Origin of the sequence: Bradyrhizobium sp. 1(2017) (genome assembly GCF_011602485.2) — a bacterium.
Taxonomy (GTDB): Bacteria; Pseudomonadota; Alphaproteobacteria; order Rhizobiales; family Xanthobacteraceae; genus Bradyrhizobium.
This window is the reverse complement of record NZ_CP050022.2, coordinates 2062531-2079459: the sequence shown is the minus strand read 5'-3', so window position 1 is coordinate 2079459 and position 16929 is coordinate 2062531. Positions and strand designations below refer to the sequence as shown.

Annotated in this window: 16 protein-coding genes; 4 read left to right on the top strand and 12 right to left on the bottom strand. The window is 64.3% G+C overall.

Annotation, left to right across the window (positions count from 1 at the left end):
- Positions 1 to 141 precede the first annotated feature (141 nt).
- From HAP40_RS09925 to HAP40_RS09915, 3 genes are all read left to right on the top strand, one after another.
- Positions 142 to 1443 carry a lytic murein transglycosylase gene (locus HAP40_RS09925; protein WP_166817975.1) on the top strand — a complete coding sequence of 434 codons (1302 nt, stop codon included), beginning with the start codon at positions 142 to 144 and terminating at the stop codon, positions 1441 to 1443.
- Between the two features lie 170 nt (positions 1444 to 1613).
- Entirely contained in the window at positions 1614 to 2117 is a 504-nt protein-coding gene (locus HAP40_RS09920; RefSeq protein WP_166817976.1) for a DUF1993 domain-containing protein, read from the top strand.
- Between the two features lie 179 nt (positions 2118 to 2296).
- Positions 2297 to 3397 carry an alkene reductase gene (locus tag HAP40_RS09915; RefSeq protein ID WP_166817977.1) on the top strand — a complete coding sequence of 367 codons (1101 nt, stop codon included), beginning with the start codon at positions 2297 to 2299 and terminating at the stop codon, positions 3395 to 3397.
- 124 nt (positions 3398 to 3521) lie between these two features.
- Here the strand turns inward: HAP40_RS09915 and HAP40_RS09910 are convergent, their stop codons facing one another.
- From HAP40_RS09910 to HAP40_RS09870, 9 genes are all read right to left on the bottom strand, one after another.
- Complete coding sequence (locus tag HAP40_RS09910) at positions 3522 to 5318, bottom strand: ABC transporter substrate-binding protein (protein WP_166817978.1); 1797 nt, start codon at positions 5316 to 5318, stop codon at positions 3522 to 3524.
- Positions 5319 to 5394: 76 nt separating this feature from the next.
- A complete protein-coding gene (locus HAP40_RS09905) occupies positions 5395 to 5724 on the bottom strand; it encodes a DUF2160 domain-containing protein (RefSeq protein WP_166817979.1) in 330 nt (109 codons plus the stop codon).
- Positions 5725 to 5734: 10 nt separating this feature from the next.
- Entirely contained in the window at positions 5735 to 6541 is an 807-nt protein-coding gene (locus HAP40_RS09900) for a carbohydrate ABC transporter permease (RefSeq protein ID WP_166817980.1), read from the bottom strand.
- Positions 6541 to 7515: a carbohydrate ABC transporter permease gene (locus tag HAP40_RS09895; RefSeq protein WP_166817981.1), complete on the bottom strand. Its 975-nt coding sequence runs from the start codon at positions 7513 to 7515 to the stop codon at positions 6541 to 6543. The genes HAP40_RS09900 and HAP40_RS09895 overlap by 1 nt, the downstream gene beginning before the upstream one ends.
- Entirely contained in the window at positions 7515 to 8600 is a 1086-nt protein-coding gene (locus HAP40_RS09890) for an ABC transporter ATP-binding protein (protein ID WP_166817982.1), read from the bottom strand. The genes HAP40_RS09895 and HAP40_RS09890 overlap by 1 nt, the downstream gene beginning before the upstream one ends.
- An 11-nt stretch (positions 8601 to 8611) precedes the next feature.
- Positions 8612 to 9688 carry an ABC transporter ATP-binding protein gene (locus HAP40_RS09885; protein ID WP_166817983.1) on the bottom strand — a complete coding sequence of 359 codons (1077 nt, stop codon included), beginning with the start codon at positions 9686 to 9688 and terminating at the stop codon, positions 8612 to 8614.
- Complete coding sequence (gene glpD / locus HAP40_RS09880; protein ID WP_166817984.1) at positions 9685 to 11235, bottom strand: glycerol-3-phosphate dehydrogenase; 1551 nt, start codon at positions 11233 to 11235, stop codon at positions 9685 to 9687. Before glpD ends, HAP40_RS09885 begins: the two co-directional genes overlap by 4 nt.
- A gap of 318 nt (positions 11236 to 11553) precedes the next feature.
- Positions 11554 to 12402: a DeoR/GlpR family DNA-binding transcription regulator gene (locus HAP40_RS09875; protein ID WP_166817985.1), complete on the bottom strand. Its 849-nt coding sequence runs from the start codon at positions 12400 to 12402 to the stop codon at positions 11554 to 11556.
- 91 nt (positions 12403 to 12493) lie between these two features.
- The gene (locus HAP40_RS09870) at positions 12494 to 13168 is read right to left on the bottom strand and encodes an HAD family hydrolase (RefSeq protein WP_166817986.1); all 675 of its coding nucleotides are present in this window, start codon (positions 13166 to 13168) and stop codon (positions 12494 to 12496) included.
- A 154-nt stretch (positions 13169 to 13322) separates the two neighbouring features.
- On the opposite strand from HAP40_RS09870, the gene HAP40_RS09865 reads away from it, so the two are divergent.
- The gene (locus HAP40_RS09865) at positions 13323 to 13772 is read left to right on the top strand and encodes a nuclear transport factor 2 family protein (protein ID WP_166817987.1); all 450 of its coding nucleotides are present in this window, start codon (positions 13323 to 13325) and stop codon (positions 13770 to 13772) included.
- 227 nt (positions 13773 to 13999) lie between these two features.
- Here the strand turns inward: HAP40_RS09865 and HAP40_RS09860 are convergent, their stop codons facing one another.
- From HAP40_RS09860 to HAP40_RS09850, 3 genes are all read right to left on the bottom strand, one after another.
- Positions 14000 to 14191: a hypothetical protein gene (locus tag HAP40_RS09860; protein WP_024341426.1), complete on the bottom strand. Its 192-nt coding sequence runs from the start codon at positions 14189 to 14191 to the stop codon at positions 14000 to 14002.
- A 221-nt stretch (positions 14192 to 14412) separates the two neighbouring features.
- Positions 14413 to 14823: an acyl-CoA thioesterase gene (locus HAP40_RS09855; protein WP_166817988.1), complete on the bottom strand. Its 411-nt coding sequence runs from the start codon at positions 14821 to 14823 to the stop codon at positions 14413 to 14415.
- Positions 14824 to 14830: 7 nt separating this feature from the next.
- Entirely contained in the window at positions 14831 to 16927 is a 2097-nt protein-coding gene (locus HAP40_RS09850) for a 3-hydroxyacyl-CoA dehydrogenase NAD-binding domain-containing protein (RefSeq protein WP_166817989.1), read from the bottom strand.
- Between the last annotated feature and the right edge of the window lie 2 nt (positions 16928 to 16929).

Sequence of the window (16929 nt, the reverse complement as noted above, 5' to 3'; positions counted from 1 at the left end):
ACACATGCCCTACGCACCAAGGCGGGCAACCTATCGTCCTCCAGACCGGATCAGTGGCGAACGCAGGGTGGGGATGGCCTGAGGCCGTCACTTCACCTAGACTTCGGTCGAATCCACGCCCGTTCTCCCCGCCGGAACCCCATGGTCCAGACCCGATTAATGATCGCGGCCGTCGCGCTCCTCGCATGCACCGCCACCGCCTTCGCCCAAATGCTTCCGCCTCCCGCAAGGCCCGCAGCGCCGAAAGCCGCCGCCCCCTCGCCGCGCGCGGCCTCCTGCCACAACGGCGCGAGCTTCGATCGCTTCCTGGCCGACGTGAAGCAGCAGGCGGTCGCCGAGGGGGTGTCGCAGCGTGCGCTCGCCGAGGCTGCGCCATACCTCACCTACGACCAGAGCATCGTCAACCGCGACCGCGGCCAGCGCGTGTTCGGCCAGGTGTTCACTGAATTCTCACGCAACCGGGCTTCGGAGGGCGCGGCCAGGAACGCGCAGGCGCGCATCAAGATGCATGCGGCGGCGTTCGCCCGCGCCGAGAAGGAATATGGCGTGCCGCCGGCGGTCATCGCCGCGTTCTGGGGACTGGAGAGCAGCTTTGGCGCCGAGCTCGGCAAGCTGCATACGCTGCCGTCGTTGGTGTCGTTGGCCTATGATTGCCGCCGCTCCGAGATGTTTCAGAAGGAAACCATCGCGGCGCTCAAGATCATCGACCGCGGCGATCTCTCACCATCCGAGATGATCGGCTCCTGGGCGGGCGAGCTCGGGCAGACGCAGTTCTTGCCCACGCATTATTTCAACTATGCGGTGGATTATGACGGCGACGGCCATCGCGACCTGTTGCGCAGCGCGCCCGACGTGATCGGCTCGACCGCGAACTACATCGCCACCGGACTGAAGTGGCGGCGTGGCGAGCCATGGCTGCAGGAAGTGCGCGCGCCCACGAACTTTCCGTGGGACCAGGCCGACCTGACGATCAAGCTGCCGCGCGCGAAATTCGCGCAACTCGGCGTCACCTATCCCGATGGCCGGCCGCTGCCGAACGACGACCTGCCCGCCTCGCTGCTGTTGCCGATGGGTCGCACCGGGCCAGCGTTCCTCGCCTATGCCAATTTCGCGGCTTACACCGAGTGGAACAACTCGCTGATCTATTCGACCACCGCCGCCTATCTCGCCAGCCGCATCGCCGGCGCCGCGCCGATGCGGCAGTCCGCCGTGCCGGTTGTGCAACTGCCGCTCAACGAACTGAAGGAATTGCAGCAGCACCTCGTCCGCGCCGGCTTCAATGTCGGCAAGGTCGATGGCGTGATGGGGCAATTGAGCCGCACGGCGGTGAAGGCGATGCAGATCAAGTACGGCCTGCCGGCCGATTCCTGGCCGACCGCCGAGCTGCTCGCCCGGATGCGCGGCGGCACGGCGCAGGTTCAGCCACAGGCGACGGTGCGGTAGAAGCGCCACGCGTAGTCATGCGAAGATGTGGCGGCGATGACAACGAAGGGTGACGAAGTAGAATTTTCGCATCGCACAAGCCGCTTTCCGCGATTGTATTTTTCCATGAGACTCCCATGTGAGTGACTCAGGTTTTCTCCTGAGATTTCCTCATCACAAGCGAGCATCACATGTCCTTCTACGACGCGGCCGTCCCCGCCTATCTGCAAATGCTGAACAGCCTCACCGGCCTGCTCACCAAGGCCGAGGCGCATTGCGCGGCCAGAAAGATCGATCCGAGCGTCTTGCTTGGCTCTCGCCTCTTCCCGGACATGCTGCCGCTGTCGAAGCAGATCCAGCTCGTCAGCGATTTCGCCGCCAAGGGCTGCGCCCGGCTGACCCATAGCGAAGTGCCGTCCAACCCCGACACCGAGACGAGCTTTGCCGAACTGAAGCAGCGGCTGGCCAGGACAATCGACTACGTGAAGTCGTTCAAGCCCGAGCAGTTCGAAGGCGCGGAGACAAAGGACGTCACCTTTCCGTCCGGTCCCAACAAAACCACTACGATGAACGGCCAGCAATTCCTGAGCGCGTTCTCGCTTCCGAACTTCTATTTCCACGCCACGACCGCCCACGGCATTCTACGCCACAACGGCGTCGAGATCGGCAAGCGCGATTTCCTCGGCGCGAACTGATTTGCCGGATCGCATGGCCACGTAGCGGAATTCTGCTGTCACGGCCGAAATTGCACACGAATTATGCTGCGCGGTCCTTGCCGCGCAGCTCGCTTGCACTTTCCATATGGTTCCGCCCTTGCGCCCGATGTCGCGATGCACAAGTGTTCGTGACCTCTCATTGCCTGGAAGCATTCCCCATGAGCCGTCCGACCAAATTGTTTGAGACCTACAAGCTCGGCCCGATCACGCTGGCCAACCGCCTGGTGATGGCGCCACTGACGCGCAACCGTGCCGTGCCCGGCACGTTCGTGCCCGGTGCGCTCGCCGTGGATTATTACGGCCAGCGCGCCTCCGCAGGCCTGCTGATCACCGAGGCGAGCCAGGTCTCGCAGCAGGGCCAGGGCTACCAGGACACACCCGGCATCTATTCCAAGGACCAGGTCGCCGGCTGGCGCAAGGTCACCGACCGCGTCCATGAGCGCGGCGGCAAGATCTTTATCCAGCTCTGGCATGTCGGCCGCATATCGCATGTCGATCTCCAAGCCAATGGCGCAGCGCCGGTGGCACCGAGCGCGATCCGCGCCAAGGGCAAGACCTTCGTGAACGGCGGCTTCGCCGACGTCTCCGAGCCGCGCGCGCTCGAGCTCTCCGAAATCCCCGGGATCATCGACGACTTCAAGCGCGCGACGAAGAATGCGCTCGAAGCCGGTTTCGACGGCGTCGAGATCCATGGCGCCAACGGCTATCTGCTCGACCAGTTCGCACGGGACGGCGCCAACAAGCGCACCGACGCCTATGGCGGCTCGATCGAGAACCGGGCCAAGCTGATGCTGGAAGTCTCCAAGGCCGTCGCGGCCGAAGCAGGCAGCGACCGCACCGGCATCCGCATCTCTCCGGTGACGCCGGCCAACGACCTCTCCGACTCCAACCCGCAAGCCTTGTTCGATCACATCGTCGACGGCCTCAGCGCGCTCAAGCTCGTCTATCTCCACGTCGTCGAGGGCGCCACCGGCGGTCCGCGCGACATCGCGCCGTTCGACTATGCATCTTTGCGCAAGCGCTTTGCCGGCGCCTACGTCGCCAACAACGGCTACGATTTCGACCTCGCCGGCAAGGTGCTGGACGCCAATGCGGCCGACCTGATCGCCTTCGGCAAGCCCTTCATCTCCAACCCCGACCTCGTCGAGCGGCTGAAGCAGGGCGCCGCGCTGAACGATTGGGACAAGGCCACGTTCTACGGCGGCGGGGCGAAGGGATATACTGACTATCCGGCGCTCGCGGCCGAACCGGCGGAGTAAGGGGCGAAGACTCTGGATTGCTTCGCTGCGCTCGCAATGACGTGGAGAGGCAGCGCGCAACAAGGCGAAGAAAGAAAAAGGCCGGGATCGCTCCCGGCCTTTCCTGTTTGGCGCACTGCGCGGCTTACTTCGCTTCCGCCCGCTTCGGGGGTGTGGCCGGCCACGACTTGATCAGGGTGTCGTAGTCAACGGTCTCACCCTTCGGCTTCTCGTTGGCGAGCTTGCGCTGCGGAGCAATCGTGCCGTCCTTCTGGGCCTTGGCGAACCAGTATTCGGCCGATTCCTTCTTGTGCAGCTTGGGACCGCAGGCGCCCTGCACGCCGGACTTCTCCAGGCGCTCCATGACGGAGTCCTGAGCGGCCGCAAGGGCATCCATCGCCTGCTGCGGCGTCTTCGCACCGGACGACGCATCGCCGATGTTCTGCCACCAGAGCTGGGCGAGTTTGGGATAGTCGGGCACGTTGTTGCCGGTCGGGGTCCACTGCACGCGGGCAGGCGAGCGGTAGAACTCGACCAGGCCGCCGAGCTTCGGCGCACGCTCGGTGAACGACTTGTCCCAGATGTCGGATTCACGCACGAAGGTGAGACCGACATGGCTCTTCTTCAGCGACACCGACTTGGAGACGATGAACTGGAGATAGAGCCAGGCAGCCTTGCGGCGATCCGGCGGAGTGGACTTCAGGAGCGTGAGCGAACCCGCGTCCTGATAGCCGAGCTTCATGCCTTCCTTCCAGTACGAGCCGTGCGGCGAGGGAGCCATGCGCCATTTCGGCGTACCGTCGGCGTTCATCACGGCAATGCCGGGCTTCACCATGTCGGCGGTGAAGGCGGTGTACCAGAACATCTGCTGGGCGATGTTACCCTGCGCGGGCACCGGGCCGGACTCGGAGAAGGTCATGCCCTGGGCCTGCGGCGGCGCATACTTCTTCATCCACTCGAGATATTTCGTGATCGAGTAGACTGCCGCCGGCCCGTTGGTGTCGCCACCGCGCTCGACCGAAGAGCCGACCGGACGGCAGCCTTCCATGCGGATGCCCCATTCGTCGACCGGCAGGCCGTTCGGAATGCCCTTGTCGCCGTTGCCGGCCATCGACAGCCACGCGTCGGTGAAACGCCATCCGAGCGAGGGGTCCTTCTTGCCATAGTCCATATGGCCGTAGACCTTGACGCCGTTGATCTCCTTGATGTCGTTGGTGAAGAACTCGGCGATGTCCTCATAGGCGGACCAGTTCACGGGCACGCCGAGCTCGTAGCCATACTTGGCCTTGAACTTGGCCTTGTAGTCCGCGTTGGTGAACCAGTCGTAGCGGAACCAATAGAGGTTCGCGAACTGCTGGTCGGGCAGCTGATAGAGCTTGCCGTCCGGTCCGGTGCCGAACGACTTGCCGATGAAGTCGTTGACGTCGAGCATCGGGTTGGTGACGTCCTTGCCCTCACCGGTCATGTAGTCCGACAGCGCGATGGTCTGGCCGTAGCGGAAATGCGTGCCGATCAGGTCGGAATCGTTGATCCAGCCGTCATAGACGTTCTTGCCCGACTGCATCTGGGTCTGCAGCTTCTCGACGACGTCACCTTCCTGGATGAGGTCGTGCTTGAGCTTGATGCCGGTGAGCTCGGAGAATGCCTTGGCGAGTGTTTGCGCCTCGTATTCATGGGTCGTGATCGTCTCGGAGACGACGTTGATCTCCATGCCCTTGAACGGTTCGGCCGCCTTGGCAAACCACTCCAGCTCCTTCTTCTGGTCGTCCTTCGACAGCGTCGAGGGCTGGAATTCCGCGATCCACTTCTGGATCGCGGCCTCGTCGGCAGCGCGAACGGGCGCCGACAGAGCGAGCGACACCGCGACGATCGCAGCGGCGCTGGACACGGTCAGAAAGCTATTCTTGGTCAATGGACCTTTCCTTCTCCTAAACTGTCGCATGTTGTTCCTCCGTTGCAGCGACAAACTTTTATACAGACCCGGATTGGTCCCGGATCTGGCCGTCTCTTCGCGAGTTTCAGACCGTGCGAAAAATGAACACGGCCGCCACCAGCGAAATTCCACTTGCGAGCCACAGGCGCGAGACCTCGACCCCTTCCTCTCCGATCGGCAGCGTAGCGATCGCATCGGTGCCGAAGAGGCCGATCCAGAGCAGGTGGATGACCGCCGCCGTGATCAGCGAGATGAACAGGCGATCACCGCGCGTGGTCGGAATGCGCAACACACCGACGCGCTCGGCCTCGGGATAGACCGCCGCAAGCCACGTCATCACGCCGAGCGTGCAGGCGATCGCGGCGAAGAAGATCGCCGTCGGTAGCGTCCAGGCCATCCATGCGATGGATTCCATACTCTACTCCTTACACGCGACCGAGCGCAAAACCGCTCGCGATGTAATTGCGGACGAACCAGATCACGAGCGCCCCCGGAATGATGGTGAGCACGCCAGCTGCGGCGAGCAGGCCCCAATCCATGCCGGCGGCCGACACCGTGCGTGTCATGATCGCCGCGATGGGCTTGGCCGACACGGAGGTCAGCGTACGCGCGAGCAGAAGCTCGACCCAGGAGAACATGAAGCAGAAGAAGGCGGCGACGCCGATGCCGCTCGCGATCAGCGGCACCAGGATCTTGATGAAGAAGCGCGGGAACGAATAGCCGTCGAGGAAGGCGGTCTCGTCGATCTCGCGCGGCACGCCCGAGACGAAGCCTTCGAGGATCCACACCGCCAGCGGCACGTTGAAGATGCAATGCGCGAGTGCGACCGCCCAGGGCGTATCGAACAGGCCGATCGCCGAATAGAGGTTGAAGAACGGCAGCGCATAGACCGCGGCCGGCGCCATGCGGTTCGACAGCAGCCAGAAGAACAGATGCTTGTCACCGAGGAAGCGGTAGCGCGAGAACGCGTAGGCCGCAGGTAAGGCGACCGAGATCGAGATGACGGTGTTGAGGACGACGTATTCCAGCGAGTTGATGTAGCCGGAATACCAGCTCTCGTCGGTGAAGATGCGCTTGTAGTGCTGGAGCGTCGGCGTATGCGGCCACAGCGTCATCGTCGAGACGATCTCGGCGTTGGTCTTGAAGCTCATATTGACGAGCCAGTAGATCGGCAACAGCAGGAAGATCAGGAACAGCCCCATGATGAGGCGGCGGCCGGGGATCGAATGCATCAGGCCACTCCTTCCTTTGGCTTGAGCGCGGGCACGGGCTTGAGCGCGGCCGAAGGCTTGGGTTCCACAGCCGGCTCGCTCTCCGCCTGGACTTTCCGTTCTACACCGGCATTGGTCATGACGGTGTAGAAGATCCAGCAGACGATCAGGATGATCAGATTGTAGACCAGCGACAGCGCCGCGGCCTTGCCGAGGTCGAACTGGCCGAGCGCGATCTTGACCAGCTCGATCGACACGAAGGTCGTGGAGTTGCCGGGCCCGCCGCCGGTGACGACGAACGGCTCGGTGTAGATCATGAAGCTGTCCATGAAGCGCAGCAGTACCGCGATCAAGAGCACGCGATTCATCTTCGGCAGCTGGATCGCCTTGAAAACGGCCCAGCGCGAGGCGCCGTCGATCTGGGCGGCCTGGTAATAGGCTTCCGGGATCGACTTCAGGCCGGCATAGCACAGGAGCGCGACGAGGCTGGTCCAGTGCCAGACGTCCATCACGATCACGGTGACCCAGGCGTCGATGTCGTTGGAGACGTAATTGTAATCGATGCCCATGGCGTTGAGGACATAACCCAGCAGGCCGATGTCGGGCCGGCCGAAGATCTGCCAGATCGTGCCCACGACGTTCCACGGAATCAGCAGCGGCAATGCGAGGATCACCAGGCAGGCCGCGACCGTCCAGCCCTGGCGCGGCATCGACAACGCGACGACGATGCCGAGCGGGACCTCGATCGCAAGGATCACCAGCGAGAAGAACAAATTGCGCCCGAGCGAAGCAAGGAAGCGGCCACCGAGATCGGTCGAGGGGTCGAGCAATTCCTTGAACCAGCCGACGCCGTTCCAGAAGAACTGGTTGTTGCCGAAGGTGTCCTGCATCGAATAGTTCACCACCGTCATCAGCGGCAGCACCGCCGAGAAGGCGACGACCAGGAACACCGGCAGCACCAGGAACCAGGCTTTTTGGTTGACGGTCTTGTCCATCAGGCGGCTCCCTCCACCAGAAGGTTGTCGGCATAGACGTGGACATGCGACGGATCGAATTTCAGCCCGGCCGTGCCGTCCGCGCCGGTGAAGCCCGCCGGCGCCCGTGCCGCGAGCTTGGCGTCGCCGAGGCGCGTCCGCGCGAAGCGGATGCGGCCGAGATCGTCGATGCGCTCGATCTTCGCCGTGAGCAGACCCGGCGCAGGCGCGACGGCCGCGACGAATTCGGGACGCACGCCGATCTCGATCTTCGCGCCCGCAGGCAGATTGTCATAAGAGCGGTTGAGCGCGATGACGTGACCGTCGATCCTGGCCTCGCGTCCCCTCACCTCCGCCGGCAGGATGTTCATGCCGGGCGAGCCGATGAAATAGCCGACGAAAGTGTGCGCCGGCTTGTCGAACAGCTCGGCCGGCGTGCCGCTCTGCACCACGCGGCCGTCATGCATGACGACCACCGTGTCGGCGAAGGTCAGCGCCTCGGTCTGGTCGTGGGTGACGTAGATCATCGTGAGGTCGAGCTCGCGATGCAGCGCCTTCAGCTTGGAACGAAGCTGCCATTTCAGCTCGGGATCGATCACCGTCAGCGGCTCGTCGAACAGCACGGCGGCGACGTCGGAGCGGACCAGGCCCCGGCCGAGCGAGATCTTCTGCTTGGCGTCGGCGGTGAGCCGCGTCGCCTTGCGGTTCAGATAGGGCTCGAGATCGAGCAGGCGGCCGATCTCGGCGACGCGCTTGTCGATCTCGGCCTTCGGTACACCGCGGTTCTTGAGCGGAAACGCCAGGTTCTCCCCCACCGTCATGGTGTCGTAGATCACCGGAAACTGGAACACCTGGGCGATGTTGCGCTTCTGGGTTGACAGCGGTGTGATGTCCTTGCCGTCGAACAGGATTTTGCCCCGCGACGGCGTGATGATGCCGGAGATGACGTTCAAGAGCGTGGTCTTGCCGCAACCGGACGGGCCAAGCAGCGCATAAGCGCCGCCCTGGCGCCAGGTCATGGTGACAGGCTTCAGCGCAAAGCTTTCCGGTGCGGCATCGTTGCCGCCGTAGGAGTGAGCGAGATCGACGAGGTCAATGCGAGCCATGGCGCATCTCCTCAGGAGCTCGGGGCAGCGACCAGGCGGTCCGCCGCGTCAAATACGAAAACATCATTCGGATCGAGCACCGCCTCGAGCGTCTGGCCGGGCTCGAACTCGTGCACGCCGTGCAGCACCGCAACCCAGTTCATTCCGTCGCGGGTCAGATGCACGAAACTCTCCGAACCGGTGATCTCGGTCACCGTCACCGTGGCGTGGAATGCGTGGCGGTCGGCCTCGCCATTGGCAAGGCCGAGCTGATGCGCGCGGAAACCGACACGATAGGTGCCGTCTGCGAGCGATGAATAAAGGCCCGAGGACGGCGAGGCGGTGCCGCCGGCATATTGCACGGAGCCGTTCTTCTTCTCGATGCCGACGAGATTGAGCGGCGGATCGGAGAACACCTGGGCGACGCGCAGGGTCTGCGGCCGGCGGTAGACGTTGGCGGTCTCGCCCATCTGGAGCGCCTGGCCCTCCCACATGCAGACCGTGTTGCCGCCGAGCAAGAGCGCCTCGGTCGGCTCGGTGGTGGCATAGACGAAGATCGCGCCCGAAGCCTCGAAGATGCGCGGCAGTTCGGCGCGCAGCTCCTCGCGCAGCTTGTAGTCGAGATTGGCGAGCGGCTCGTCGAGCAGCACGAGATCGGCGCCCTTGACCAGCGCGCGCGCGATCGCGGTGCGCTGCTGCTGGCCGCCGGAGAGCTGGAGCGGCGTGCGCTTCAGGAAGGGCTCAAGTCGCAGCAGCTTGGCGGCCTCCGCGACCCGCGCCGCGATCTCATCGCGCGGCTTGCCCTGCACGCGCAGGGGCGAGGCAATATTCTCGTAGACCGTGAACGAGGGGTAGTTGATGAACTGCTGATAGACCATGGCGACCGAACGCTGGCGCACATCGGCGCCGGTGACGTCCTTGCCGTTGACCAGCACCTTGCCGGTGGTGGGCTTGTCGAGCCCGGCGAGCAGCCGCATGATCGAGGTCTTGCCCGACAGCGTCGGTCCCAGCAGCACGTTGAGTGTGCCGCTCTCGAGCGTCAGCGAGACGTCGCGGATGTGCGGGACGCCCTCGACGGTCCGGGTCACGTGATCGAGCGTCACGGTCATGAACGTCCTCCTGCTTCCAGCAGGGGAGTTTGCTGCACGGCATGGGTCCTGATCCAGTCGTCAAGTGCCGCGATCTCGTCGGCAGATAGTCGCAGGCCGAGCTTGGACCGGCGCCAGACGACGTCCTCGGCGGTGACGGCCCACTCATTGGCCATGAGATAACGAACCTCGCGCTCGGTCAGCGTGGCGCCAAAGGACTGGCCGAGATCGGCGGCCGATTTCGCATCGCCCAGCAGCTTGATCGCCCTGGTGCCATAGGCGCGCGCAAGGCGCCGCGCATGCTCGTGGCTGAGAAAGGGATAGCCGCGCTGGAGCTCGGCGATCAGCCCGTCGATGTCCGACACGTTCATGTCCCCGCCGGGCAGCGGCCATTTTCCGGTCCAGCCCTCGCGCGCTTTTGCGCTGCGAAGATAGGGCGCGAGCCGCTCCAGCGCTTCCTCTGCCAGGCGGCGATAGGTCGTGATCTTGCCGCCATAGATCGACAGCAGCGGCACGCCGCCGGGCGTGTCGAGCTCGAACACATAATCGCGGGTCGCGGCCTTGGCTTCGCTGGCACCGTCGTCATAGAGCGGACGCACGCCAGAATAGGTCCAAACCACGTCGTCCGACGTCACGGGCTTGGCCAGATATTCGCTCGCCGCGGCGCAGAGATATTGGATCTCCTCGGGCGTCGCCTTCACCTTGGCGGGGTCACCGTCATAATCGCGGTCGGTGGTGCCGATCAGGGTAAAGTCGTCCTGGTAGGGGATGACGAAGATGATGCGGCCATCGGCGTTCTGAAACATGTAGGCGCGGTCGTGGTCGTAGAGCTTCCTGACCACGATGTGCGAGCCCTGGACCAGGCGCACCTTGGCCTTTGCGTTGACGCCCGCGCCGCGGCCGAGCACGTCCTCGACCCATGGGCCGCCGGCATTGATGAGGGCACGCGCCTGGATCTGCGAACGCTCGCCGGTCAGCGTGTTGACCATGCCGACGGTCCAGACCCCGTCGGACTGGCGGATTTCGGTGGCACGCGTGCGGGTGCGGATCTCGGCGCCCTTGTCGGCGGCATCACGTGCGTTGAGCACGACGAGGCGGGCGTCGTCGACGAAACAGTCGGAATATTCGAACGCGCGGGCGTAGCGGTTCGGGATCAGCGGGCGGCCGACCTCGTCGCGTTTTAGGTCCACCGAACGGGTCGCGGGCAGCAGGTGACGGCCGCCGATGTGGTCGTAAAGGAAGAGGCCGAGGCGCAGCAGCCAGGCCGGGCGCAGGCCGGCATGATGCGGCAAAACGAAACGCAGGGGGCGGATGATGTGAGGCGCAATGCCCCAGAGGATCTCGCGCTCGATCAGCGCCTCGCGGACCAGCCGAAACTCGTAATATTCGAGATAGCGCAGGCCGCCATGAACAAGCTTGGTCGACCAGGACGACGTCCCGCTTGCCAAGTCGTTCATTTCGCACAGGAAAACCGTGTTACCGCGGCCCACCGCGTCGCGCGCGATGCCGCAGCCGTTAACGCCGCCTCCGATGATGGCGAGGTCGAAAATACGCTCCAACAGACGCATCCCCCGACGGCCGCCCGTTCCCTCGGGCGGCTACTTTCGCTTTTGATTAGATCACACCGCAAAACGAAAGCAAGATGAAAGAGAAGCGAAAGGAAGTGAAAGAGGAACTTTTTTGCAGGCAGGCGGGACGAGGAAATGGGCAGGGAGGGACAGCCTCCCCCTTCTCGGGAGCGATGGATTCAGCCAAATGCACAGGCTTGTCCCGCCTGCGGGGCCAAAGCCCCTTCGGAGAGGCGAACGCCCGGGCATGCCTTCTTTGTGCTCGAGCAGGGTGTGGATGGCCGGAACGAGCCCGGTGACGACGGGAGGATTACGCCCCTATCTCAGCCGCACCACCGGCGCGGCCTCAGGCGCGCCGTCCTGCGCATCGGCCTGAGATTCGTCGCTCTCGGCGGCGCCCTTTGGCAACGCCTCCACCACCTCGATGCCCTTGCTGTGGCAGATGGTGGCGAGGCGCTCGGGCAGCTCCTGGTCGGTGACGAAGGTCTGGATCTGGGTGATGTGCGCAATGCGCACCGGCGCGCTGCGGCGGAGCTTCGTGGAATCGGCGACCAGCATGACGCTGCGGGCATTGGCGATAATGGCCTGCGCCACCTGCACCTCGCGGTAGTCGAAGTCGAGCAAGGCGCCCTCTTCGTCGATCGCGGACGCACCGATGATGGCGTAGTCCACCTTGAACTGGCCGATCAGCTGCGTCGCGGTCGAGCCGACCACCGCGCCGTCGGCACGCCGCACCGTGCCGCCTGCGACGACCACTTCGATGCGGGGATGGCGGTAGAGCAGCATGGCGACGTTGAGATTGTTGGTGATGACGAGCAGATCCTCGTGCGAGGTCAGCGCGCTCGCGACCTCTTCCGTCGTGGTGCCGATGTTGATGAACAGCGAGCAGCCGTTCGGGATCAGTGAGGCCGCCGCAGCGCCAATGGCCTTCTTCTCGTCGGCGGCGACAAAGCGGCGCGCCTCATAGGCGAGGTTTTCCACGCCCGAGGCGATGATGGCGCCGCCATGGATGCGGGTCAGCGATCTCCGCTCGCAGAGATCGTTGAGATCCTTGCGGATGGTTTGCGCCGAGACCTCGAACCTGCGCGCGAGTTCCTCGACCATGACGCGGCCGGAGGCGCGCGCGATGTTGAGGATTTCGGCTTGGCGATGGGTCAGTCCGGTCACGGCGAAACCTCAAAATCGGAACGATCCATGGTGCGGCGGTTCGCGCATTCGGTCAATGCGGGAGACGATCACGGTTAACGGATGAGGCGGCTCACCAAGCCATCGCGGCAGCAAGGCGCATGAGCAGGTCCGGATCGTCGAAGGCGCTGGCGGAGGCAACGGCGCCGGCGCCGACGAGATCGGCATGGCTGAGGCTGGTCCGGATTCCGATCGTCGGAATGCCGGCGGCGGCCGCCGACTGGACGCCGGAGCGTGAATCCTCAAACGCAATCGAGGCCGCAGCACTGGCCCCGACAAAGCGCAGCCCTTCCTGATAGGGCAGCGGATGCGGCTTGCCGTGCGCCAGCTCGTCGCCGATCACGATGGCCTTGAACCGCCCGGTGATGCCGAGGCCCGACAGCAGCAATTCGGCATTGAGCCGCGGCGCGTTGGTCACGGCGACCATGGGAACGCCGGCCGCATCCGCACGGTCGAGCAGCGCCATCAGCCCCTGCAGCGGCTCGATCTGCCCGGCGACGAGCGCGCGGAAGACCTCTTCCTTCTCGCTGAGGATCGCGGCGCGCCGCTCGACCGTTTCGTCGGGCAGAAAGCGCTCGCCGATCGACGCATTGGCGAAGCCTTGCAGCTCCCTGGAGAAGCGCGCGTGATCGAACACATGGCCGCGCGGTCCCAGTATCTGGTTGAAGGCCTTGAGATGCAGCGGGTCGGTGTTGGCGAGCGTGCCATCGATGTCGAACAACAATGCCCTGCCGATTGCTTCGATCATTTCCCTACTTTCCAAAATCAACGTCGCATCGATGCGAAAGGCGTATCAATACGCCCCCCGACGCGCAATGGCGCATCCACATGATCACAATGCGACACTCGACAAAGTCGCGCGCGGCTGCAACACTCGTCGCAAGATCAAAAAGGAGGAAACGATGATCAACCGACGCGACCTTGCCCTTTCGACTCTCGCCGTCTCCGCACTCGCCATCACGGCACCGGCATTCGCCGCCTCGGCAGACCAAGAGGCGGTGGCGAAGAAGGTCGAGGCCTTCCGGCTCGCCCAGATCGCCGCCGATCCGAAGGCGCTCGGCGCGCTGTGCTGGGACGATCTGAGCTACAGCCATTCCAGCGGCAAGGTCGAGGACAAGGCGACCTTCATCGCCAACGCCACGGACGGCAAGTCGAAATTCCTCTCGATCGAATACAAGGACCCGACCATCAAGGTCGTCGGCCCTGCCGCGATCGTTCGCTTCCACTGGCTCGGCGAACAGGAGATGGCGGCCGATGGGAAAAAAGTATCGACCAACCTTCACATCCTGATGAACTGGCAGAAGCAGGGCGACGAATGGAAGCTGCTGTCGCGGGCGGCGACGAAATTGTGATGATGATGCTTACCCTCTCCCTCCTGTGGGAGAGGGTAGCCCGCCGCGTAGCGGTGGGACCGGTGAGGGGTTGCCTCCGCCAGCACACCTCTCACAGTTGAGTTCGCGGATCTAACCCTTCATGCGGCGTTTCGCGCCACCTTCTCCCAAGGGAAAAAGCGAGAGCAGTCGTGTAGGCGGCAAAAAATTCCGACCCGCACTACGCGTACCCGGAACGAAGCGGAAGATTATGCCGCCTCCTTCACATCGCCGTTAACCAGCTTGCGCGCCGCGCGCTCGGCTTCGCGGGCGTTGCGGAAGAGCTGGCCTTCGAGGCGGTTGAAGCGATGGGATGAGGCGAAGAAGCAGTAGCCTCCTTGAGATCGAACGACGATGCCCGCGGTCTGCGAGTTGACTTCGATGATGTAGCTGTCCGGCATGGCCCGTGGATTCCTCAGTGCGGGCAAACAACGGCACTCCTGCCCAAAGGTTCCTGGGCATTTGAGACCGTTTCCACCCCGAATCGACACGCAATTGAGTACGCCGCGACCTCATCCGTTTTGTGACTGGTTCTTGGCAAAGCCGCGACGCGATGACTCAGTCACGCCGCGTTTGGCGATGCTGCACGTGTTCGTGAGATGAGGCAGAGGGTCGCGCGCGATTACGTCGCGATCGTCGTGTCGGTCGCGCGGACCGCCTGCGGGCGGCCGTGCTCGTCGATCGAGACGTAGGTGAAATTGCCGTCGGTGACGAGAAACGGATGCTCCTCGCCGCGGCGAAGCGCCCAGGCTTCCAGATGCACGGTGAGTGAGGTGCGCCCGACGCGGACGAGATTGGCGTAGACCGAAACGAGGTCGCCGACATAGACCGCCTTGCGAAAATTCATCGCCTCGATCGCGACTGTCACGGTGCGCGACTTCGCAGCCTTCGAGGCGAACACGCCGCCGCCGACGTCCATCTGGCTGAGCAGCCAGCCGCCGAAAATGTCGCCGTTGGCGTTGGTGTCGGCGGGCATCGCCAGCGTGCGGATGCAGAGATCGCCGCTCGGCGCGGTGGTGGCATGTTGGCTCATGTCTTTCTCACTTGAAATTGTCCCAGCCCGGATCAGGCGCGAAACGTTCGCCGAATCGTTCGGCCAGCGCGCGCAAGCTGGGTACGACATTCTCCACGCCGCGCGTACGCGCATAGTTCAGCGGGCCGCCGCGGAACGGTGCATAACCGGTGCCAAAGATCATGGCGCCGTCGACCGCGTCGGTATCGTCGACGATGCCCTCGCGTAGCGCGGCGACGCAGACGTTGGACATCGGCAGCACCAGGCGATCGATCATCTGGTCGGTGACGCGCGGACCGGTCTCGGGAAGCTGCGCCTTCTCCGCCTTGCCGTCCTTCCAGACGTAAAAGCTCTTGCCGGTCTTGCGGCCGAGCTCGCCCTTGGCGACCTTCTCACGCAACCAGGCCGGCGTCGGCGGCAAGAGATCGCCGAACTTGGTGCGCAGCATGTCGCCGACGTCGAGACAGATGTCGAGGCCGACCTGATCGGCGAGCTCGATCGGCCCCATCGGCATGCCGAACTGCTCGGCCGCGGCATCGATCAGGCGCTGGTCGATCTTCTCGTCCAGCATCACCATCGCTTCCAGCATGTACGGCGTCAGCGCGCGGTTGACGAGGAAGCCGGGCGAGCTCTTCACGGGCAGTGGCAGACGGTCGATCGCGCCGACGACGGCGAGCGCGTCCTTCAGCACCCGCGGGTCGTTGCCGTCGTGGCTGACGACTTCGACCAGTTGCAGGCGCGATACCGGATTGAAGAAATGCAGGCCGACAAGCCGCTCCGGCCGCGCCAGCGTGGTGCGCAGGTCCTGCAGCGGAATGCTCGACGTGTTGGTCGCAAGGATCGCGTCCGGCTTCATCCGCGGCTCGAGCCCGGCATAGACCTTCTGCTTGAGCTCGAGCTTCTCCGGCACCGCCTCGATGATGAGATCGGCGTTGCGAACGCCCTCCCCGTTCATGTCAGGGATGAGACGATCGAGCGCGTCGCGCACCTCGGTCGGCTTGCGGATGATCTTGCCGTAGAGCTCGGCGGCACGCTTCACCGCGCCCGCGATCGGCTCGGCCTTCATGTCGGCGAGCGAGACGCGCAAGCCTTGCCCCGCGCACCAGGCGGCGATGTCGCCGCCCATGGCGCCGGCGCCGATGACATGGACATGCTTGATCGTGCTGCCACCGCCTGCGGCCTTCTTCATCTGCTCGCGCAGGAAGAAGACGCGGATCAGGTTCTGCGCGGTCGGCGTCACCATCAGTTTTGCGAACGAGGCCTGCTCTGCCTTCAGCATCGCGGTCTTGCTGCCGCCATGCGCCTCCCAGAGATCGATCAACGCGTAGGGCGCGGGATAGTGCTCGCGGGATGCAGCCTTTGCCGCCTCCGAGCGCATGCGTCTGGCGAGCAGCCCGCGCACGAGACCGGCATTCGCCGCGCGGGTCAGGAGGCCGGGCCGCGCCCGCTTCAGGCGTCCGAACAGCGCATCCTTCACCGCGTTACGAACGTGGCGCTCCTGCGTCACGGTATCGACGAGGCCGAGTGATTTGGCACGGCGTGCATCGATGGTGCGGCCAGTCAACATCAGGGACATCGACTGCACCGGATTGACCAGCGCGGTGAAACGCGCGGTGCCACCGAGGCCGGGATGCAAGCCGAGCATCACCTCGGGGAAGCCGAAGCGCGCGCCTTCGATGGCGATGCGCGACTGGCAGGCCAGCGCGACCTCGAGCCCGCCGCCGAGGCAGAAGCCGTGGATGACTGCGACCGTGGACAGCTTCAAGGCTTCGAGATGATCGACGACGGCATGCGCGGCGCGGATGCGCGTCTCCACCATGCCGGGATCGGACGCGCCGCGGAATTCGTTGACGTCGGCACCAGCAATGAAGCCGGAGGGCTTTGCCGAACGGATCACGAGGCCGGCGGGGCGCTCGGTCTCGATCGCCGCGAGCACGGCGTCGAACTCCTCCATCACGTCCGCGGACAACGTGTTGGCACTTGTGTCGGCGCGATCGAACAGCAGCCAGGCGACGCCGTCTTCATCGCGCGTCAGCTTGAAGTGCTTATACGGGCTGTCCGTCGCAGGCTTGGGCCCGAGCGTCAGCACGCGATCGCCAAGCGCGGTCATGATCTTGGAATCCATGG